The sequence below is a fragment of the Evansella sp. AB-rgal1 genome (assembly GCF_041820985.1).
Lineage (GTDB): Bacteria > Bacillota > Bacilli > Bacillales > Salisediminibacteriaceae > Evansella.
Genome location: NZ_JBGUAU010000005.1, coordinates 46,212 through 69,002 on the forward strand (window position 1 = coordinate 46,212; position 22,791 = coordinate 69,002).

The 22,791-nt window shown below is 35.3% G+C and carries 19 protein-coding genes and 1 pseudogene; 3 read left to right on the forward strand and 17 right to left on the reverse strand.

What is annotated here, in order from left to right; genetic code table 11:
• Positions 1–151: 151 nt before the first annotated feature.
• Together ACERII_RS05365 and ACERII_RS05370 are read left to right on the forward strand one after the other, a co-directional pair.
• Positions 152–694 carry a GNAT family N-acetyltransferase gene (locus tag ACERII_RS05365; protein ID WP_373640613.1) on the forward strand — a complete coding sequence of 181 codons (543 nt, stop codon included), beginning with the start codon at positions 152–154 and terminating at the stop codon, positions 692–694.
• A 47-nt stretch (positions 695–741) separates the two neighbouring features.
• On the forward strand, positions 742–1,719 hold the full coding sequence (locus ACERII_RS05370) for a phosphotransferase enzyme family protein (RefSeq protein WP_373640615.1): 978 nt from the start codon (positions 742–744) through the stop codon (positions 1,717–1,719).
• A gap of 434 nt (positions 1,720–2,153) precedes the next feature.
• Here the strand turns inward: ACERII_RS05370 and ACERII_RS05375 are convergent, their stop codons facing one another.
• From ACERII_RS05375 to ACERII_RS05450, 16 genes and pseudogenes are all read right to left on the reverse strand, one after another.
• Positions 2,154–5,042: an alpha-L-rhamnosidase gene (locus ACERII_RS05375; protein ID WP_373640617.1), complete on the reverse strand. Its 2,889-nt coding sequence runs from the start codon at positions 5,040–5,042 to the stop codon at positions 2,154–2,156.
• A gap of 96 nt (positions 5,043–5,138) precedes the next feature.
• Positions 5,139–5,858, reverse strand: coding sequence for a cyclase family protein (locus ACERII_RS05380; protein ID WP_373640618.1), 720 nt, complete (start codon positions 5,856–5,858; stop codon positions 5,139–5,141).
• A gap of 34 nt (positions 5,859–5,892) precedes the next feature.
• Positions 5,893–6,645: an SDR family NAD(P)-dependent oxidoreductase gene (locus ACERII_RS05385; protein WP_373640620.1), complete on the reverse strand. Its 753-nt coding sequence runs from the start codon at positions 6,643–6,645 to the stop codon at positions 5,893–5,895.
• A 26-nt stretch (positions 6,646–6,671) separates the two neighbouring features.
• On the reverse strand, positions 6,672–7,718 hold the full coding sequence (locus ACERII_RS05390; protein ID WP_373640622.1) for an Ldh family oxidoreductase: 1,047 nt from the start codon (positions 7,716–7,718) through the stop codon (positions 6,672–6,674).
• A 61-nt stretch (positions 7,719–7,779) separates the two neighbouring features.
• Positions 7,780–8,343 carry a DJ-1/PfpI family protein gene (locus ACERII_RS05395; protein ID WP_373640623.1) on the reverse strand — a complete coding sequence of 188 codons (564 nt, stop codon included), beginning with the start codon at positions 8,341–8,343 and terminating at the stop codon, positions 7,780–7,782.
• Between the two features lie 336 nt (positions 8,344–8,679).
• Positions 8,680–10,134: an alpha-ketoglutaric semialdehyde dehydrogenase GucD gene (gene gucD / locus ACERII_RS05400; RefSeq protein WP_373640624.1), complete on the reverse strand. Its 1,455-nt coding sequence runs from the start codon at positions 10,132–10,134 to the stop codon at positions 8,680–8,682.
• 24 nt (positions 10,135–10,158) lie between these two features.
• Entirely contained in the window at positions 10,159–11,094 is a 936-nt protein-coding gene (locus tag ACERII_RS05405) for a dihydrodipicolinate synthase family protein (protein ID WP_373640625.1), read from the reverse strand.
• 106 nt (positions 11,095–11,200) lie between these two features.
• Complete coding sequence (locus tag ACERII_RS05410) at positions 11,201–12,088, reverse strand: carbohydrate ABC transporter permease (RefSeq protein WP_373640627.1); 888 nt, start codon at positions 12,086–12,088, stop codon at positions 11,201–11,203.
• On the reverse strand, positions 12,085–12,945 hold the full coding sequence (locus ACERII_RS05415) for a carbohydrate ABC transporter permease (protein WP_373640628.1): 861 nt from the start codon (positions 12,943–12,945) through the stop codon (positions 12,085–12,087). The genes ACERII_RS05410 and ACERII_RS05415 overlap by 4 nt, the downstream gene beginning before the upstream one ends.
• A gap of 153 nt (positions 12,946–13,098) precedes the next feature.
• Positions 13,099–14,400, reverse strand: coding sequence for an ABC transporter substrate-binding protein (locus tag ACERII_RS05420; protein ID WP_373640629.1), 1,302 nt, complete (start codon positions 14,398–14,400; stop codon positions 13,099–13,101).
• 359 nt (positions 14,401–14,759) lie between these two features.
• Positions 14,760–16,286 carry a response regulator transcription factor gene (locus tag ACERII_RS05425; protein ID WP_373640631.1) on the reverse strand — a complete coding sequence of 509 codons (1,527 nt, stop codon included), beginning with the start codon at positions 16,284–16,286 and terminating at the stop codon, positions 14,760–14,762.
• Positions 16,283–18,106 carry a sensor histidine kinase gene (locus ACERII_RS05430; protein WP_373640632.1) on the reverse strand — a complete coding sequence of 608 codons (1,824 nt, stop codon included), beginning with the start codon at positions 18,104–18,106 and terminating at the stop codon, positions 16,283–16,285. Before ACERII_RS05430 ends, ACERII_RS05425 begins: the two co-directional genes overlap by 4 nt.
• A 486-nt stretch (positions 18,107–18,592) precedes the next feature.
• Positions 18,593–18,679 (reverse strand): annotated as a pseudogene (locus ACERII_RS05435) (YesL family protein); the annotation flags it as partial.
• A complete protein-coding gene (locus ACERII_RS05440) occupies positions 18,660–18,872 on the reverse strand; it encodes a DUF624 domain-containing protein (RefSeq protein ID WP_373640634.1) in 213 nt (70 codons plus the stop codon). The pseudogene ACERII_RS05435 and the gene ACERII_RS05440, both read right to left, overlap by 20 nt.
• 345 nt (positions 18,873–19,217) lie before the next feature.
• Positions 19,218–19,334: a hypothetical protein gene (locus tag ACERII_RS05445; RefSeq protein ID WP_373640635.1), complete on the reverse strand. Its 117-nt coding sequence runs from the start codon at positions 19,332–19,334 to the stop codon at positions 19,218–19,220.
• A gap of 133 nt (positions 19,335–19,467) precedes the next feature.
• On the reverse strand, positions 19,468–20,502 hold the full coding sequence (locus tag ACERII_RS05450; RefSeq protein WP_373640636.1) for a hypothetical protein: 1,035 nt from the start codon (positions 20,500–20,502) through the stop codon (positions 19,468–19,470).
• A 208-nt stretch (positions 20,503–20,710) separates the two neighbouring features.
• Here ACERII_RS05450 and ACERII_RS05455 point away from each other — a divergent pair, with 208 nt between their 5' ends.
• Positions 20,711–20,869, forward strand: a complete 159-nt coding sequence (locus ACERII_RS05455) for a hypothetical protein (protein WP_373640823.1) — start codon at positions 20,711–20,713, stop codon at positions 20,867–20,869.
• Positions 20,870–20,940: 71 nt separating this feature from the next.
• Here ACERII_RS05455 and ACERII_RS05460 read toward each other — a convergent pair whose 3' ends face one another.
• A complete protein-coding gene (locus ACERII_RS05460) occupies positions 20,941–22,668 on the reverse strand; it encodes a hypothetical protein (RefSeq protein WP_373640637.1) in 1,728 nt (575 codons plus the stop codon).
• Positions 22,669–22,791 lie beyond the last annotated feature (123 nt).

Genomic DNA, 22,791 nt, shown 5'->3' on the forward strand with positions numbered 1-22,791 from the left:
TACAGTTAGTTTAGTAGCAAATAATAAAGAAAATTGATGCTACTTTCCGCCATATATGAGCGGTTAGGGCATCTTTTTTTTATAAAGATAGCATGTTTTATATAGAAGATTGTTACGAGTGAGCTTACTATAAAATAAGGGAGTGGTGAACATGAATGTTACAGTTGAGCTAGTTAATGAAGATGACGCATACATAATAAAAAATGTATATCCCTTATACTTACATGATTTGGCTGAAATATATGGGAACTATCCAAACGAGCATGGGATATTTGAAGAAAGCAATGAATATCGCACCTTGAATGATCAATATGACATACAAAATATGTGGTGGCAGAAACCCGATGCTCTTTTTCCCCACTTAATCAGAGTGGATGGACGGCCAGCAGGCTTCATGATGATTGCGTCAGCCCCGTACTGTAACAAAGGAATTGATTATTTTGTTCATGAAGCCTTTCTTTTAAGACCGTTTCGTGGAAAAGGGATTGCCGAACATTCAGCTGTTGAGCTATTTGAGCGTTATAAGGGAAAATGGGTGTTGTTCACGAACCCTTCTAGTGAAACGAACCAAAGAGGGCAACAGTTTTGGCGAAAAACTATTAGAAACTATACGAACAATAATTTTATTGAGGAATTTGGGGAGACATTTGATGGTTATAAACTAATATTTAGATTTGAAAATACTATGGAGTAACAACGCCTGTTGCTAGAAAAAAACGGAGTGGTTGAGGTGGATAGAGAATGAAGAGTGAAGCACAAACAATCAATATAGTTGATATGAAGCAAAAGGTGATGAACTATTATAACCTCGGTGGCGTAAAACAAGTCAAGTTTTTGGGAGAAAGTGATAATGTGACTTTTCGAATAGATACATTAGAGGGAAAAACGTATGTATTAAAAATTCATAAAACATCCTTATCAAAAATTATGATAGAATCCGAGTTCTTGTGGCTTGAAGAACTGGCAACAGAGAGAACGATAAAGGTCCAGAGGCCAGTAAAAAATACATTGGGAGAATGGACAACAACAGTTGTAAATGCAACAACGGGAGAGCATGCATACTGGACATTACAGGATTGGCTTGAAGGAGAAACCTTAGACCGGCAACCAACTGAAGATGAGCTGAAAAAGCTTGCACAATTGATGAGAAAGCTTCACAAGCATGCTGCTAACTGGAAGACTCCACAAAAGTTTGAGCGATTATCCTACGACAGCGATAATCTAGTGAACTCCCTGCAGCAATTAGAGCGGCTAATAACTCTAGGTCTTATGACTAGAGAGGACTTTCATGTGATTGACGACACGGTGAAAAAAATAGTAGTGCTCCTTACTACTTTGGAGAAACAGCCTGAGACATGGGGAGTTATTCATGCTGATTTGCACGAAAGTAACTATATTTTTCATGCGGGCGAGCCGTATCCTATTGACTTCTCGTCATGTGGTTTTGGGTTTTATTTATATGATATTGCAGAGACTCTTTTACACCTTGTACCAGATAACAGAAAGAAATTCGTCAGATATTATGGACAAGATCACTGGTTGCCAGATCACCATCCAAAACTTCTAGAAGCATTTCTTATCTGGGCAATCATCGGCAATTTTGCATTTCTTTCCCGGGATGAAGCAGAGCATGAAGGATTAAGTAGGGCATTTCCTATGTTGGTAGAAAAATATTGTAAGAAATTCCTTAAGAATGACCGATTTATGCTAGTTGAGTAAAGCCTTGGATACTGATGTGAACAAGAAAGTTGATAAGTGTTTACACATTTAATGAGCAAAGACAAAAGGTCCGATCGTTTGTTGCGAAGTACAAGCATACAGTCCAACAAGAGAGGAAGTCATTAATACCTGACTCCCCTTCCTTTTTCTCAAAAACGATGATACTTATACCAAATTAATCATTTATCATTTCATAACTCTTTCTTAGCTTCAAAGGATAAAAGGTACGGTTCCATTTATCGTTTTTTGTACTATTTGTAATAGAATTAGTAAAATGAGTCGATCAGAAAACTGTAAACAACCATATTTCAAAGTAAACTATTCATCCTTTTTACATTGCATAATATTACAAAAGTGGCGACTAAGAACCGTTCCCGGTAGTTCATTAAAAATTGACGCTGTTTAAAGCAACAGCGCCACGGAAAACTAGTATTTTAATTCACACTTTTTAACTTTTTTTCTACATTAGCTAATTTCTCTTCTGAAACATAGCTTGCGACCATTTTGATATTTCTTATATCACGAAGAGGGATGTCTAATAACTCACCCTTATAAAGCTCTTGTGTTTCATAATGAAATTTTAACTCTTCCTCAATAATATTTCTTGTTGCACCATTAACCAGTAATTCTCTTAATGTGCTGTCAAGGCTGTACATCTTAACGTACTCCCTTTGGAGTGGATAAGTAATTTCATACTCTCCTGGAGTCAACTGCCCAACTACTGCTCCTTTTTGCTGCTCTGCCTTTATTGTCTCGACAGTACCACCGACTACTTCAATGGACTCAACAGCAGCATCAGGCAAAATAACATCTGCAGTAGTATTAAATGGAACGGTAAATTTAAAGGTAATTGTTTGGTCTTTCGATAATTCCCAGCCTGATTTTATGATACCCGAAGCAGAGGCAAACTCTGTCTTTGCAAATCTTAACCTGCCATCCGGTTTTGGTTCCAAAAGAAACCTACGATATCCAGCATCCTTCTCATTTGGACGAATACCACACATATGCTGATACATCCAATCGACAATGGAGCCATATGCATAATGGTTAAGTGAGTTCATACCTGTACTGCTGATGCTTCCATCCTCCAAAACAGAATTCCATCTCTCCCAAATCGTAGTAGCCCCAAGCTTAATTGCATAAATCCAACTTGGATAATCATCATTAAGTAGCAAACTGTAGGCATATTCATTTCCACCGTAATTAGATAATGCATGACAGAAGTATGGAGTGCCAACGAACCCTGTCTTTAAATGCATATCACTATCAATTAACTTACGTTTTAAATCTTGTGCAATTCTGGGCTTCTGATCGTCATGAACTAAATCCATATAAAGGGCTAGAATTAACCCTGTTTGTGTATCAATTGCTAATTTCCCATTGCAAGTTACGTATTCTTTGATGATGGCCTCTTTTATTTCTGCCCCTAACTTTTCATACTTTTTCCCTTCCTCTTCTATTCCTATCGCATACGCTGCTTTTGTTACAAGAGTAGTAGAGTAATAATAATAAGCGGAAGCAATAAAAAATTGGTCCGTACCTCCTAATTTACCTACCTTCGGATCCTTACCATCTAAAGCAAGCCAATCACCTAGATGAATCCCTTTTGTAATTAAACGGGAACTACCTGAACTTTCATCTATACTATAGAGATAATCTACCCAATCTTTCATTGTTTGAAATTGGGAACTTAATAAACTCTTATTCCCGTAATGTAAATAGGTCATCCAAGGTATTACTGTTGCTGCATCTGCCCAAGCTGTTGAACCATGGCCCATGATAAAACCTTTAACACCCTCTGGCTTAATCATTGGTACAATGAAAGGGATCGATCCCTCTAGGGCCTCTTGTTCCTTACTTACATCATACATATATTTCTTAAAAAACGCTGGAGAATACATGTTAAAACATGCAGTAGACGCAAATATTTGTGCGTCACCCGTCCAGCCCATCCGTTCATCCCTTTGTGGGCAATCTGTAGGAACATCTAGGAAGTTGCCCTTTTGTCCCCACATGGCATTTTCGAATAACTTGTTAACAAATGGATTGGAGGTTTCTATCGCCCCAATTTCCTCAATCTCACTATAGACAACACATCCTGTAAAATCTTCTAAGGAAAGATTTTCACCAAATCCCTCTAATTTTACATATCGAAACCCGTAAAAGGTAAACTTTGGTTCCACTATACGCTCATTTCCATCTGAGATATACGTGTACTGTGCCTTTGCCGTTCGCAAGTTATCTCGATAAAAACAACCGTTTTGTAGTATTTCTCCATATTCTAGCTTTTGTTTAGTACCTTTTTTCGCTTTAGATGTAAATCGAAGCCAACCTGTCATATTTTGCCCCAGATCGAGTACTACTTCTCCTGCAGGCGTATGGATGAGTTCTATAGGCTTCAATTCTTCCATCACTTTAATTGGAAGACCGTATCTTCCTTGTAAAAAACTAAATCCGTCACAATACGAGACGCTTCCAGAAGGTTCCTCTCCTAATTCTGCCGAACTCCACAAACTATCGTCCATATTTGCGTCGTATATTTCACCATCATAAATACCACTAAAGGTGATAGGAGCTTCCATACACTTCCAAGAGTCATCTGTTGCGATTACTTCGCTCGTTTGATCTTTATAAGTAATATGCACTTCAGCTATCAGAGAAAAAGAATCGCCATATACATTCTCATACCCTTGAAAAAAACCGATACGTCCTTTATACCAACCATTTCCTAACATGACACCGATGGCATTTTTCCCTGCCTTTAAATCATCTGTAATATCGTAGGTTTGGTATTGTAGCCAGAAATCATAGGAATGAAAGCCAGGTGTCAAAAACTCATCACTTACTTTCTTCCCATTTAATTCTAGATGATATAAGCCCAATCCCGTAATATAAATTCTAGCTGAATCTACTTCTTTTTTCACTTCAAATGGCCGTCTAATAATCGGGTGCATTTCCTTTGGTAAGTTAGGTGTTATCCATTTTCCTGTCCACTCTTCTTCCATTTTCCCTGTCTCAAACCAAGATGTGTCACTAACTGTACTATCCCCGTGGTCACCCCACACAGTTACACGCCAATAATACCTTGTACGCGGCTGTAGTTCTATGTTAGGTTCATATCCTAAAGAATCTATATCTTGTTTTTTTCCACTGTCTAATAAAATACTAGTAAATTCTGATGATAAAGAGATTTCAACTCTAGCAGCTGATTGGTACTTAGATTCACTTCCCTCTCCATCCACCACCCAAGATAAGCTTAGATTGTCTAGCTCAAAACCTAAAGGATTAGTTACATTATTTGTCCTCATATTATATACTCTCAAAGTACTCGCTCCTTCTTGGAATCTCTTCATTTTCAACAATTCCAGAAAAATCCTTATTTTAATAATGTTTTCATTTTATAAAGATTTTCTAGGATATTACTCCATAAACGCGACCGCTCTTACAGGTGAACCTGACCCACCTTTAATTGGTAACGGAAAAGCCATGAAATAACCTCTCTCCTTTATAATTTCTAAATTATTTAGATTCTCAGCAATCGGTATTTGATGTTGTAGTAACGTATTATGGGCAGGAAAAAGCTTCGATTCAAATACTTCTACATTGATGGTATCTACACCAATCATCTTAATCTTTTTCTCTACTAAATATTCCGCTGCAGAACGACCTACTCCAGGCCAATCTCTCAGGAATTTCTGGTCATCAGGACGGAGTTTCCAATATTTAGACCAACCATAGTAAAGTAAAACTATATCCCCTTGTTGAATTTCTCCATGCTCCTCTTCCCATTTCGTAATATGAGTCTTCGTCAACTCTCCTTTAGGACCAAGTGACGAGAAGTCCATCCGGACATAGCTACCACAAAATTTCTCTAAAGATATTTCATTAATAAATTGATTCGATTCTCCCTCTTGAATAAAGTGTGAGAATGCATCTACATGAGTACCAGTATGTTCATTCATAGATAGATTATAGGTTAGGGCACGGTCACCTAAATGGTAGGAATTCCATAGTTGATGACCAAATTTAGAATGAGTAGGAACGGCAGGTATGTTTTCTTCTAACGTATGGGATAAATCAATAATTTTCATTTTGTTGAATAAGTCATATATAGATTTGATCTGTTGCATCGTCTTCATCTCTCTTCCACTCCTTAACTAAACAACTAGCAAACTACATTAATTGTCCACCATTAACTTCTATTATCTGACCTGTAACAAATCCTGCGTAGTCTGATGCCAAATATAAAGTAGCTCCAACCGTTTCCTCTGGTGTTCCCTCTCTCCCCATCGGTATGGTCTTTACTGCATTTTGACGTTTTTCAGGAGAAGTATGCCTATCATGGAAAGGCGTACTAATTGTCCCAGGTGAAAGGGCATTTACATTGATGTAATATTCTACTAAATCCTTTGCAAGGGCCTTAGTTAACGTACTTACTCCCCCTTTAGAAGTTGCATATGCAATGGAATCACTGCCCCCGCCATTGGTTGCTGCTATTGATGTAACATTTATAATTTTTCCCTTTGTTTGTTTGAGTAATGGTAACGTAGCTCTCGTTACTAGATAAACAGACTTTAAATTTACGTCAATAACCCGATCCCATAAATCTTCATCTAGATCTTCCAATCTAGCACGTTTGACCATTGAACCTGCATTATTAACTAAAATATCAATTGTTCCGAATTCTTCTTTAATTTCCTCTACCATTCGATTTACTTGTTGAGAGTCAGAGACATCTCCACTTAGGAGTAGGCTTCTCCTTCCACACTTTTCTATTTCAGCTTTAACTTCCTCCGCCTCTTGAACACTACTATTATAGTGGACGATTACGTCTGCCCCATGTTGAGCAAAGGCTATAGCAGTAGCTCTCCCTATTCCAGTACTACTTCCTGTTACAAACACCGTTTTCCCTTCAAAATTATACATATTGACTCTCCTCACAGTACTTTAGATTATTTATTCGAAGTTATTTGGAATGGAACGCTAAACCTTACACTTAACTCCTCTAATTCCTTAGAAACTTCCTCAGACAAAGATATTCCGTGCTGCAAGTGATATTCGGCTTTCTGTCTTTCTAGATCTCCTGGCATATAGACTTGAGCGTGTCCTTCCATTGGCTTACTCTCCACTGTTTCCTTAATTCTTGCATGTAAGTTGTCAAAAAACATTTCTTTCCGAACAAATCCGTCAAGGCTGATAGCCCCTATCAAATGTCCAACTCGTTGCGGTTTATCATCCCCATACATTTTCGGGATACTTTTTCCAAATAAGGACCCAGTTAAAACTCCAGAAAGTATATCAACCATAATCGCTAATCCTGAACCTTTGGCACCCATGGGTAAAATATAACCTTCTAGTGCTTCCGCCGCATACGTTGTAGGTTTCCCTTCTTTCGTAATAGCCCATCCTTCAGGGATAGCTTCGTTATTTTTATTGGCCAAAATAATTTTTCCACGAGCTACATTACTCGTTGCCATATCTAAAACAACCGGCGCTTCTCCATCTTTATTAGGAATAGCAATAGACAAAGGATTCGTACCTAAGGATGGCTCTGCTGCACCAAAAGGTACCATGAGTGGGGACGCATTTGTCATTGCAATTCCAATTAAACCTTTCTCTGCTATCAATTTCGTGTAGTAAGCGGAAGTTCCATTATGGTTTGAATTAGAAATTCCCACAAATCCAGTACCATATTCCTGTGCTTTTTTCACCGCTTCTTCTACGGCAAAAACAGAAGCAACTTGTCCCCAACCGTTATTGGCATCATATAAGGAGGAAGTTAGTGTTTCATTTATCTTATCTAGCTTTGTTTTCCCTTCAATTAAGCCTTTATCAAAACGTTTAATATAATCATGTAATCGAGACACTCCATGGGAGACAACGCCCGTAAGTTCCGCATCCAATAAAGTATCAGCTATTATAGTTGCTTCCTCTTCAGGTACAACTTTTTTTAAGATTTCAAAAGAAAATTCCTTTAACTCCTCTGCCTGGATATTCATACCCTTAGCACCTCTCATAAAAAGTAGTCCTTATGCTGTTATCACTATATGTGTTTTTAACTTACTTACTAACTCCCTCTATGAATTGCTTCATAAATCCTGGAAGGTCTCTCCACGTTTGTGCCGATACAATATTCCCATCAGTTATCACCAATTCTTCACTAAACTGAGCACCGGACTCCTCCACTTCAAAGTGACATGTTGGAACAGCTGTTATTTTTCTATTTAAAACAAGTTCTTTTAATTCAGGAACAAGAAAAACAATTGCCCCGTGGCAAATTACCCCCGTAATTTTGTTTTCTCTTAAGAAATGTCCAACAATATGAACGGTTTCAGGTTTTGTTCGGATATGTTCTGGTGCCCTTCCCCCTGGTATGATGAGTGCATCATAGTCTTCAGGATTCACTTCGCTGAATTTTTTCTGTGCTGGGACACGATAAGCAAGTCTTTCTGTAGATACCTCCATAATTCCAGGCTGTCTATCGTGTACCACGGTTTGTACCTCCTCTTTGTTTGGTACAGCAATTGTAGTCTCAAATCCTTCTTCAATACATCTGTATAATGGGTAAATTACCTCAAGGGTTTCTGCAGCATCTCCAGTTAAAATTAAAATTCTCTTAGTCATCAAATATCTCACCTTTCTGTTTGTGATATGGTTTTATGATTCCTCCGTGAAACTGCAAACTAGCACAATAGAGTATTTAAAATGGATTCTCTCAAATCCGTTGCACGTGGACGCTATCCACAGGCAATGCCTCAGATTCCTCGCTAGCAATGAACCTGCTCGCTGTGGGCTCCGCATATTGTTTTTTCCCGCTGGAGTCTCCGCTTTCCACTCCTTAGAGAGTGTATGTTCACGGTAGACTTACAAGAGGAAGATTTCCTGACCATGGACGATGTAAATTGGTTATGCCTCCTTGGTGCGCTACTTTGTGTGTTTTCATGACACCCCTCCAAATTACTAACTTGGGGTTATGGTTATTGTCTTTATTGACGTAAAAAATTCCTTTGCCGCTTCACCCTGTTCTCTAGAGTGAGAGCTAGAAGCTTTCATTCCTCCAAATGGGGCCTGGTATTCAACCCCTGCACTTTCACCATTTACTTTTATTAAGCCCGCATCTATTTCATTTACAAAGGTAAAGGCATAACCTAGATTACGTGTAAAAATGGACGCGCATAACCCAAAGGCATTATCATTGGCTAGTTCAATAGCTTCATCTAAATTGGCTACTTTAATTAAACACAGAACAGGACCAAAAATTTCCTCTTGAGCAATTGCCATTGAATTTTCAACATCCTCAAAAACAGTTGGTTGTATGAAATACCCATCCTTAAATTCTTCATCGGTTAACGTATTTCCACCAAAGGTTAGCGTTGCACCTTCTTCTTTGCCTTTCTTTATAAAATGTAATACTGTTTCTAACTGAGACTTTGATGATAAAGGCCCCATGAATGTATCTTCAGCTACACCCGGTCCTACCTTAATGTTTGAAACTTCTTTTATGACCTTTTCTTTAAAATCATGATAAATATCTTCGTGAATATAAACTCTACTGGTAGCAGTACACTTTTGCCCAGTATGTTTCATGGCCCCACTTACAGTCAGTTTCGATGCTAAATCTAAATCCGCATCATTCAATACAATTACCGGATTCTTTCCTCCCATTTCAAGTTGATATTTAGCCCCCCGTTGAATACACGTGGTGGCAATGTGCTTTCCAACCTCGTTTGAACCTGTAAAAGTAATTGCATTTACATTTCTATTTTCTACTAAACTATTTCCAACTTCAGAACCGCTCCCTGTTACAATATTAACTACTCCTGGAGGAAATCCCGCTTCTGCAAATACTTCCATAATCTTTATGGCTGTAATTGCTGTTTCAGATGCAGGTTTAATAATGACCGTATTTCCATAAACAAGGGCAGGAGCCATTTTCCAAATGGGAATGGCTATAGGGAAATTCCACGGTGTGATCACACCTACCACTCCAATAGGAACTCTTGTTGTATATAGAAGGTTTCTACTATCTGTAGATGGAATCGTGTCACCAACCTTTCGAAGCCCTTCTTGTGCATAATATCTGAGGATTGCTCCCCCTCTTATTACTTCACCCTTTGTTTCAACTAATGTTTTCCCCATTTCCAACGTGGCCGTTTTAGCTATCTCTTCTATCTTTTCTTCCAGTAAGTCTGCGGCTTTTCGTAACAATTCTCCCCTTACTACTGAGGAGGTTCTTTTCCACGAGTTTAACGCCTTTTTAGCAGATTCTACGGATTTTTCCACATCTGCTTTTGTAGATTTCTGAATATAACCAACTATTTCTTTAGTATTGGCTGGGTTATGACTAACTAGAGTTTCATTACTATTGGATGGCAACCATTCACCAGCAATATAATTTAAATAAGTATCACTCATTTTTGACCCTCCACTTACAGATTTCTAAACTTTATGATAATTTAATCCCCAACTATTAATTAAGTCTCGTAAACTAACCTTATCGTCTTCCTTTAATGGAGCTACAGGTTCTCTAGTCACTCCACCATTTAAACCCACTAACTCCATAGCCTCTTTGATTACTACAACATTATTTCCGCTATTGTACTTAGCTCGTAAATCTTCAAATGCCACTATTTGATTCCATATTTCCCAAATTGTGTTGTTGTCATTATTTTCAAGTGCTTCGAGTAGAGCAAAGGATTTCTCAGGATAAAGATTGACTAGACCAGAAGTGAATCCTCGTGCACCCACCTGGTAAAAGAAAGGCGCCCATTTTTCTGCTGTTCCACAAATCATGGCTACATTATTATTAGTTACGTCAATTTTATTAAAGGTTTTCGCAAATCGAGGAAGGTCATTAATGGCATATTTAATTCCAACAAGTTTATCCATAGACGAAAGTTCCAAAAGAACTTCATCACTAATGTTTGGATCTTTAAAATAAACAACGGCAGGTAAATCAACGGATGTAATAATTTTCTTGAAGTATTGAACAGCACCTTCAGTTGTTATATAGGGATGGATTGGCATATGAATCATGATGCCATCTGCCCCTACTTCCTTTGCAAAGTTCCCCAACTCAATAGCTGTTTTTACAGCGTAACCAACACCTGCAACTACTTTAGCCCTTCCGTCTACTTGTTCTGTCACCATTTTTATTTCTAATTTTGCTTCATCGATAGTCAAAGAATAAAACTCACTCGTATTACCACATGGAACTATTACCTTAAGGCCACTATTAATAAGAAACTCTGCATTTTGTTTTACTTGATCACTATCCATTTCCTTTGTATCTTTATGAAAAGGTGTAACGGTAATACCTACTATTGTTTCTAAACTTCTACTAAATTCTTTGTAGTTCATAAGATTTCCGGACACTATTACTTAGCCTCCGGGCTTGCCCCCTTTATACCAGTCTTCTATAATGTTCTTACTTTTTATTTATTAACCATCCAATAGTAATGAGAAGTAATATTTACAATTTTTATCCCTTTACTGAACCAGCAGTCATCCCAGAAACAATTCTATTATTAAAGAACAAAAATAAAATAAAAGGAGGTATCGTAATTAATAACACATTTGCAAATAGAAGATTCCAAGATGTTTCATACATACTCATGAAATTATAAAGAGTTAATTGAAGAGTTGCATTCTCTGCTCCTGGGAAGAAATATAAAGGATGAACAAAGTCATTAAAAATATTTACCGCAGAAATAATAATTACTGTTGCATGAATTGGTTTTAATAATGGAAAAATTATCTTTAAAAACAACATCCAACCACCACAACCGTCAATAATAGCTGACTCATCAATTTCCCTAGGGATAGTAGCTATAAAACCTCTGTATAGGACAATGGCAAAAGGAACCGTTATTGCCACCATGATTAAGATAATACCTGGAAGGGTTTTAAACAAATGAAGTTTATCAAGTACCCAAATGGTAGGCACAATGGCCGTCGGTACCATTAATCCCGATATAAATACAAAGGCAATGCCATTTGTCTTTTTATCACTTCTCCGTTGTAGAACAAACGCTGTCATGGAACAAACAAACACCAAAATTGTAATTGAAGTTAATGTTATTACCGTACTATTAAAATACGCCAGTAACAGCATTCCATTTCTTGCATTTAATACTTCCGTCAGATTCTCAATTATTCGGAATTCTGTTGGCCAACTTATGGACATTCTACTAGCTTCTTCGTTTGTTTTGAAAGAATTAATGATAATGAAATAAAAGGGAATTAAAAATACTACTGCAGAAAATAGTACGACTAATCCTTCAATCAACAGATTGGTAAAAGTCCTTTTGTTCTTTTTCTTTTTTATCTCTAAATTCTGGTTTGCTCGAACGGTTGTTTCCGGTCTCATAAGTCCACCTCTTTTCTATTGAGAAACATATATAAAGGAAAGGCAATGGCTGCTACTAACATAAATAAAATCACATTACCAGCTGTAGATAAACCATAGAAACCACCTTGATATTGTTTATAGATAATAGAAGCGATTAAATCGGAACTAAACCCAGGTCCTCCCCCTGTCATAGCCCAAACTAAATCGAAGGTACGAAGTCCACCTATGAAAGCCAAGATAATAACCGTATTAATAGCAGGTCTAGATAAAGGTAGGGTAATATTCCAAAACTCATTAAATTTATTACCCCCATCTATTTGCGCAGCTTCATAATAATCTTTTGGTATAGACATAATACCAGCAATGAAAATTACGGTTGCAATACCAACTCCTTTCCAAACATCCACTAAAGCGACAGAAATCAACGCTAAATTGGGGTTACCTAACCAATTCGGGCCATTTATTCCTAACATAGCTAATGTTTCATTAATTAGCCCACGAGAAGGGTGCATTAAGGCACTAAACGTGATACCGACGGCTATGGTACTAACTAACGTTGGAAAAAATACAGTTGCTCTTAGAAAACTTTTCGTTTTTAATTTAGAACATAAGAAAACCGCAAAAATCAGTCCAAAAACTACCTTTAAACCCATCGTTAGACCAGCATATATTAAGGTGTTCTGAAAACCTATCATTAAAGAGGGTTCTTCAAAGAACATAATAAAGTTTTCGAAGCCAATCCATTGCCACTCTCGAAGATCCCACCTTGTAAAACTAAAAAAGAAGGATAGTAATGTAGGTAGAATGAACAAAACACCATAGATTATCGCTGCAGGAATTAGTAAGGTATAGGTATATACACTCTTGTATTTCAATATTGTTCACTCCCTATCATATATTCTATTCTAAGAAAACTAGATGAATAGGAATATAAAGGAAAGCACCTTCTGGAAAGGTTCCATTGATGCTTTCCACTTATTATTTAACCATCATCATTGAGTACTTTAATGATTAATGATTACTTCTGTTTACCAACCGTCAAGGCCTATTTGTCTAGCCTGTCTGAGTACATCTCTATCGTAGTTCTCTGCTCCATCTGCTGCAGATGTCATTCCTAAACCGACTTCAACCAAAATTTGTTCAAGATTCGGACCTTTTAATGGAGAGTGGAATTCTAATGCCGCTTCAACTCGCCCTTCTTGTACATAGACAAGCATATCCTTAACTGCAGGATAAACATCTTCTGGAAGTTCGATTCCTCTTATTACAGATGGTCCTTGCGGTGCGAAATTAGCCATATATATATCTTGGGCATCTTGAGAAAGGTAAAACTCAAACCACGTTTTGGCCGCTTCAAATTTTTCTGTATCTTTATTAATATAAACTGCATTTGGCATCCATAACGTCAATCCGTGATTTTCAGCGTCATCACCTGGTTGACCGAATACACCAATATTATTTATATGGTCTTTAGAAAATGCAGGCAGTGCCTGAGTTAAAATCGGGTAATGTACAGCAGTTCCCTCTCCTACCATTCTAATAGCATCTTCATATGAAGTAGCAGTTTCTTCGTCGTTAAAGAAGCCAGCATCATGAATTTCTTGCATTTTTTCAAATCCACGAAGTGCTAATGGTGTATCTGCAAACTTAGCTTTATTATGAGTATAATCATCTGCAAAACTAGGAAGTACACTATGGACATTATAGTAATCTGCTAGAAGAATAAGTTGGGATGTCCAAGTATCTCCAAACGATGCTACAACAGGTACTTTCCCTGCATCCTTAATTACTTGATTGTTTGCCATCAGTTCATCCCAAGAACTTGGAACAGAAAGCCCGAGTTCTTCATAAACATTTTTGTTATAGAGCCATCCTCCCGCTTGTGCAGTCGTCACTGGTATACCATAACTTTTACCATCTACTGTAACTGTATCTAAGAAAGTCTCCTCTAATTTATCCATAAATGACTCGTCACTGAGGTCAATGAAATATTCGGAAGGGTTAATTGCATCCAATAAAGCGCCTGAATTATACACCATAATATCTGTCATATCCCCAGTGGCCAACCTAGTTTTCACTAGATTATCTCCTTCTGTACCAGCTGGTCGAATCTCTAATTCTGTTTTAATATTGAACCTATTTTCAATCTCTGCAACTACAGCTTCCATTCCAGCATTTGCTTGCGTAGAAGTTAATAATAACGTTAGAGTTACCTCTGTATCGTCGTCCTCACTTCCTTGTCCACCCGTTGTACCATCAGAATTACACGCTACTAATGAAAATATCATTAGTAGAAAAATTGAACAAAGTAACTTCTTCATAGGTTTCATTGTAATTTCCCTCCCATTTTCATTTGTTGAAATATTTTGTATTTTAATCATAAAGAAAACTTAGTTGTAATTAAACATTTTCATTTTACTATTTAGGGGTAAATATTTTACTATTTAGAAATTTCAAAAAAAAAAAAAAAAAAAAAAAAAAAAATGAAGATTTGTTTTGTCAGTAAAAATATGATGGTATTAAATCTATTTATTACGTAGTTGGAAGAAGGATGGGGATAAGCAAAGAGTGCTCGCAATAAGCGAACACTCTTTGCCTACGAAAGGTTCATAGATTGAAGAAGGATAGTCCAGTCGAAATGTCATAACAAATAAATGAAATAACGTAATTTAGACTATCTTATTTTTCTTTAATTAGTCTTTATTTTCTTCCTGCTTTGAATTAATTTTTTATAGTCTTTGGGAGTCATCCCTTCGACTCTTTTGAAAACAGAACTAAAGTGTTTGGGATCCTCATAACCAACAAGCTTACACACCTCACTTGTTTTATTTATCCCTTCCGTGAAAAATTCCTTCGCCTTTTCCATTCGATATCTCATAATATATTCTGAGAATGTACAGCCTGTTTGTGCTTTAAATTCTCTTGATAAATAACTTAAGCTAACATGATGTTCATTGGCGAAATCTTGAAAAAATAGATTATCTTGATAATTGTTATGGATCCACTGTACAACTCTTGGGATTAAATGCTTCGGTTCAATTAATGTTGGGGTGAAATATTCTGCCAAGTTTTCGAATACTTCCTTTAACCAATTAGACAATTGGTTGAAATCAGACAATTTATTTAATATATCTAAGTTTATTTGAATAGACTCAATGTCCGTATTTGATTCTAACTTCTCTTTTAGTTTATATTTTAGGGCATAGTGCATATTATTAATTAATAATTTCAGCTGAGAAATAGTAATCTTTCTATGCTGTAACTCTAAAGTTATACTATCAATTACCCCATTAAGTTTTAATAATTCCCCTTTTGAAATTAGAGTTTCAATCACTCGAATTTTAACCCATACATTGGTCAAATCAACTTCTTCCTCTAGAGCTTCTGGGGGAACGAATGTCGATTGTCCAAATCTCATATGTTTTTCTAAATTTTTATTCACTAAAGCAAATGTTCTTGCAATACTTTCATTTTCCCTCTTCTTAAGGTAGCTCATATGGACTATTTCCTTACTTTTCATTTGTTCATAAATGTCCTTTAGATGTATTTCTATTTGGATCTGATTTTCCTTTTCCATTTCAGGAATAAGTAGCACTCTGCTTTGAGAATCATAATCTAAACAGAATAGTCCATTTTTATATAAGGACTTCCTTTCAAGAAAGCCTAACCATTCTCCCTTTGTAATACTGGAATCAGCCCAGCTTTTATCCCCTTCCCGATTTTCTAATATCAAACAGACTAAATAATAGGAGTTTCGATATAAAATATGTTCTTCTTCATTTTCTAGAGATGTATATAGCATTTTAGAAATAGCCAAAATCTCACTTTCTCGTATTTTTCTTTCTTCACTTTCAATAGTGGCAATAACTTGATCAACTGTTGTATATAGCTGCTCTTTTTTGATAGGTTTTAATAAATAATCAATTACTCCTATCTTGATACTCTGCTGAGCATAATTAAATTGATCATGTACACTTAAAATAATACACTTTACGGAAGGGTCTACTTTCAATATTCTATTTATCAGTTCTAGACCATTCATTCCAGGCATTGTTATATCGGAAATAACTAGTTGTGGATGAACCTTTTCTAGTGCAGAAAAAGCATCATCTCCGTTTTCAAAAGAATAAATCGTGTGTGCTGGCTCATAGCGTTTAAATAATTCTACTAACTCCATTAATGCCCACGGTTCATCTTCTACAAGAAATAAATTCATTGGCCATCCAACTCCTTCCGTCTTTCATATATTACAAAAGGTATTTCTAAAGTTATTGTTGTTCCGAAATTCTGTTCACTTTCTATTCTCAAACCAAATGTTTTACCATATAATAATTGAATTCTCTCTTGAATATTTATAAGCCCAATTCCTGAACCTTCACTATCGTATTTATCTTTAAAAGTTAAGGATAGTAGTCTTTCTTTCAAAGCTTCTACCTTATCCTTTTCCATGCCCTTTCCATTATCTTTAATCGTTATAACGAGAATGTCACCATTTTTTTTACCATTTAACTCCACTAATCCTCCATTTTTTACATCACTAAGACCGTGGTTCACAGCGTTTTCTACAATAGGCTGAATTGTTAATTTAGGTAATGACGCCACGAATAGTTCTTCATCTATACTACATTGTAATTTAAATCTTTTTCCAAAACGGTAATTTTGTATTTTCATGTAATTATGTACATGTTCTAATTCATTCATTAGAGGAACTGGCTCCCTTAAATGCTTCATACTATATTTAAATAAATCAGAAAGTGCCTCGGAAATTTCTGCAACCTCCTCAACTCCCTTTACACGGCTAATAGATTTCATGATATTTAACGTATTATACAAAAAATGAGGATTTATTTGAGATTGGAGCGCAATTATTTTCGCATCTTTTTCGGCCAACTTGGATTCATATACTTCCCTAATCAAGCGATTGATGCTATCAAGCATCTTATTGTAAACTCGATTCAAGACGTCCATTTCTTCATTTCCCGTTATTTCCATTCGCTCTTTCAACTTACCCTTTTCTACTAATGTCATTTTTGCCATTATCTTTTCAAGAGGTTCAGTGATAGTATGGGATAGCCAAATTGAAACAAATGTAATAATTATGGTGGAAAGCAACCCAATGTAGATAATGAAAGACTGGATTCTTTTCTGTTCTGAAACAATAAACATATCTGATATTAATATCAGTGTTCTCCAATCGGTGTAATTTGATTTCTCAAAAGTATATAAGTAATCGTTATTCTCCCAACTAACTTCTCCAAATGAATTATTATCCATTTCCTCTTTAAATTCAAAGTTTCTCATTTTTTCACCTGTTAGTTCACGATTATTATCATAAATCACATCGTTTTCCTCTGTAATAATGAGAACTCTAATATGGTCACCTAATTCAAGGTGATCATTAAGGACCAGTAGATTATTTAACGAATCAATATTAACTTGTATTTTCATGGAACCAATATAATGCCTACGTGGTATTTGATAAATGTGCTTTACTAGAGAAATCACTTGCTTACGTGTGCCATTCTGTAAGAGGATTTCTTCTGTTGGTAAAAGCATAAATTCATTTTTGGATAGCCCTCCTAACGTGTCTTCCCAATCCTCTTTTAGTATGGCTCTTTCAATACTTAAATCTCCTCTTTTATAGTAGTTGTAAACAATTCTATTCGTTGTATATATTGAAATCTTCTCTACATCATGCATAGGATATCCATAATTAAATAACCTTGGAAAAATATTATTTTTTATATTGATGTGTTCATGAGGATTATAAATATCATGGTGATTATCTAAACTATCCTGTATGATTGTATCCGTAAAAATTACTGTTGATAATCTTTCAATATCCGCAATATATAATTCTAGTGTCTTATTAAATTGCCTTGATATAACACCGGATAGGGATTGGGTTTGTTGCTTCATTTCATGTACATTTGTAAAATAAAACAATAAACATATAAAAGTAATAAGAAGCAATACAACCGTAGAAAAAGCAGTAATCATTTTAGTTCTTAATGTGAATTTTTTCCACCGTTTCATATGACCCAACTCTTTCCTAGAAAGTATAATCCTAAACCATGGTATCAAAGAGGGAATCTCTCTTCAGTATCTTCATTTGAATTAGAACGGCTCTTTTGTAAAAAATTATTGTTTTCCCAACTTAATTCCCATCAAAGCTTTCTTCCAACACCCTTTTTCTTTCTTCAATTTTCCTTAAATTCATATAATACTGGCCTATTATAATCATACAAAGAAAACTCACACTAAAGAATAGAATTAAACCAGGAACAAAAAGGTATAGTTGATATAAAATAACCACGCAAAGCAATATGGTAATAGTAGTGATGGCGCTAACAAACCCAGCTAAGTAATGCTTGTTAAAAATAATCGAAAAATTTAAAATCATAATGAACAAAAACTTGAAAAATATAAATCACTACTAGTAAAACTAGTAAACTAGCAATGATTAAGCCAACAAACATAATCGTCTGTAGCATCCCAGAAAATAAGCTAATTAATAAAAAGTCAATATATAATGTACACAATAATCCCTAACAGGAAACCTAATATGTTCACCTTTATAAAATCACCTTTATATACGGATGTAAATGTTTGAAGATGGGAATATCCGTGTCTCCATAAACCATTTCCTTATAATAGTGAAAACAGTAGCTGTAGCAGGTGCAATGCCCAAAATTATTAAACCTACTATAGTGAATAACATCCAAAGTATATTTATATATGCTAAACGTATTAGCCATTCTGATACTCGATAGAGATTACCGATTAAGCCTTTATTATCCATTTTTCTTCTCCTAAAGCGAAAATTTTTCGATAACCTTTACGGAAAATAAAATATTTGAATTATTTGAATAATATTATTATAGCAAAAAAAATATCAAATAGTTAATTTGTGAAGAAGGTCATTTTTTTCAGAATTCATCCAGCGAGAAAAGTGAAAATAGAAAAAAGTAGGTACTCATTTGTACCTACTTCTAATACGGAAAACCATCCCAAATAAGCAATATTCCAACCCTTTGTTTAGACTTCCCCTTGTATTGTTTTAGTGATAACAAAACATTTTAAATACTGTCTTTCACTCCCAGCTCTATAATATCTTCTAAATTATAGGATACGGATTCTGTTAAATCTACTTTTGTACATTTCCTAATGATTTTACCTCTAGAATGGTGATTCCACCTTTTTTATTACCAGGAGAAGGATTTTCATAATCGTTCTGGCTATATAAACGTATGCAAAATGGCAAAACGTTGGCTTCTTTCTATCAGTTGATAAATTCAGCTAACCAACAAATCAATAGCCTACTAAAACTACATAAAATTTTTCCAAACCTTACGTAAGCACTGACCACTTGTCGATTATTAACTCTGTATCACACTCTATACATGCATCCCAAGCCACTTCATCAAATATGGTCTATCATTATTTGCAGGAACCTCATACCATTCAGAACACAGGTAATATTCCTCGCCAAATATGGTTATCGTTCCTGAATAATACCTTGCCGGTTTAACCCCAGGCGTTAAACTTGCCTTCTGCAACAAAGGATACTGAATATGGAATGTTTCCCTTGAAAAGCTCTTTGTTTGCATCCGTTCTATTTCTTCCCTAGAAACCTTACCTTCCTCTAGAATTTTTCTAAGTACTGTGCGGACGATAGCGCCTATTTTCATTTCCTCCAACCCTTCCAAACCTTTCGCTTCTATCACTTCTGGAATAGGGGAGCTTTTTCGTTCAGTAACAGACCTTTGTCTCACTGCCCGACTTGATTTTTCTCCAGCGAATAAATTATACATCTGTAAACTTCTCATAAATAGCTCTGATGTATCCGCAACCTCTCCAAGTACATTCAAAACAGGTTCGACTATCTTTATACCAAATTCATCGTTACCAATAACACGAATAGTAAAATCTAGATTGAAGTGTCTTAAAACTAGGTTCATATCTTCTACACAGTTCATGAGCTCTCTTTCCACACTAGGATTAATTTTGGGTGATGCAAAAACAATTGATCCATTAGTAAAACCAAAATATCCATAGATGCACATGGCTGTACGTAAACACTTTTTAATTATTCTTGAAACCGTCTCTTCCCGTGAACCATAGTTCAAACCTTTTTCATGAAAAGCTACATCAATCGCATAGATATAGCTTTGATCTTCCTCATAAGAGATCCCTAAGACGTCAATCTCCCCTTGTCCAATAAGTTGATCTACTGACCTGTTTCCCTTATATAAATTATAATTATATTTCTCCGAAAACAAATCCGCTGAAACAGTCATTAGCTGCTCTAATAACTCCCTGTTCTTTAGCTCCCATTTTCCTGAAGCTTTCCAGTTCAATTGGACCAATTGGCACTCCTTAACATGCCTTAACCATGATAAAAGTAGTGATTCTCCAATTTCAATTTTCATATTAAAATCCTCCGCTTTACCACATATGTACTTATCCATAGAATAATATACAACACTGCTTGCGTCGCTTCAAACCTTAAGTGTATTACTATAATTTATAATTGATAGCTCTTACCTTAAAGTACGTTCCTCTTATGAAGGAAGAATGCTCGCAACGATTCGCCTCACAGAAATGAACGAAAGGTACCCATAGAACGACGATCAACAAATCTATGCTCTCTCAACTCACTCACCTAAGAACTTCAAATGCAGTTGGATTTCTTTTGCCACATCAACCTTTTCGCTACACAGAGACAATCCCAACCATTTCATTATAACTTTTAAAACAACCAGCAAATACATACAAGCACATTTAGCTGTAAATTAGCCTTTTCTAATAACATATTTTTGTTTAAATTCTCTGCCTTTTAGTCAATGTATATTTTTAAAAACCTCCACCTATTTTTCCTTTAAAAGATACTCTGAAGTCAATTTTACAGAAGACCAACCATGGCTTTGACCCTTACTAAACTTTACACGTAAATTTATTTTTTCACTATCGCCATCCCATGCCAAAGTGTTTTGAATTCTAGTGGGTTCATTTACATAAACTTTTACTTCACTTTCAATTTGTGTATGCTCCTTATAATAACTAACATTATCATTATAAAAAGTTACTATAGTTGTCGCTTCTCCTAATAAATTTTGGATTCCTTTCTTTAATTGCTCCTGTCTTGCACTAGATAGGTGAAACCCGAGCTCAGAAGAAATGTACTCAAGACTTTCAGATCTAGTAAATTCACCGGTTTCATACTTTGTCTTAACTTCGTTGACGAATGTATCCATATTACCAATATTGAAATACCTAGAGCTTAGGATGGTTCCGATACCTGGATTTTTAGTTGTGATCTTGCTTCCCTTCCTGGAAAGTGCCTTCAATGATATTTTCTCAACAATATAATTGTCTTTAACTATTAAAATAATTTGTAAATCACCTGTATCTAACCTATCATTAATATAACTATCCGGTACTAGCTCAATACTATCAATCTTGAAATTATTATACTTTTCAACAAAATTATCTTTTATAACATCTACCACTGTGGCTGTTGCTGCGAACAGCTTCTGTATTACCTCAGTCTTAACAAAAGAATAATATTTCTTTAACAATTCTGGAGCCTCGTTCGGATCTACCTGAGAAGTAAAAGGAAACTCCTTTAGGAGATGGTAATAAGATATTGCTTCATGACACTTCCCAATTGCATTACTATTGTTAGATGTACTGATATAATTATGGTTATTGAGTATATCTTCGAATTTTCCTAAAGTTGAATGATTAACATCTACTCTTTTAGCATCTTCAAGGAAAGTATCATATCCTGCTGCTAATTTTATTGAGGAAGTAGGACCACTCTCAAATTTAAATCTTAGAGTCAATGCTACTTTACCATACTTAATACCAACGGAATTTTTTCCAATTTTATATATATGAATATCGCTAAAAGCAGGTGTTCCTGGATCAAACTCATTTACTGTGACATCATTATGAGTTTTTCCATACATAGTAACAATATTAATATCTTCTGTCATAAAAAATATATTGTATGCATTGAAAAATCCATTACTCTTATTATTAAATCCATCTTTTAGTAAAGTAAAACATTTCTCACGTAACTTATATAAAAATTCTTCTCTATGCCTGTTAATACTTTCATCAAATTTAGGGAAATGAATCGATACTAATCTCTTAAGTTCTTTTTTCTCATTAATATAGTGTGAGGCTAGCTTCTCATTTAATACCCTATGGAGAAAATATTTATACTCTTCTTCAAGAAAGTTATTAAATTCGTTTTGTAAATAATGAGAATAAAAATACTTTAAAAAAAAGCTTTTGGCACCTGGATTCTTCGGTTGAATACGCCCACCTTTTTTTATCAGAAATAGATTTACAGATATAACTTCATTATTGCTCAAATATAAGGTAATATCTTTAGCATGGTTTGTATTCTCTGATTCGAACTTCGAATTAACTGATATGATATTTGGAAATAAGTTCTTTATGTATGACACTGTTTTTGTAACCGTTGCAGGAAAAGTAGGCACGGGTTCGTTTTTTAATTGGTGTCGTAAGACTTCACAAACAGATTTAACATGCTGATCGCCAATTTGTCTTGGGGATATCTTCATATTTACCACCTCAATTTATTATACATTTAAAATTAATCGAATTGTCAATCATTGGTTTTTAAAGAGAAAAAACTGGCCTTTACCTGTAATAGATGATAGAATAGGATATATCAATAGTATCAA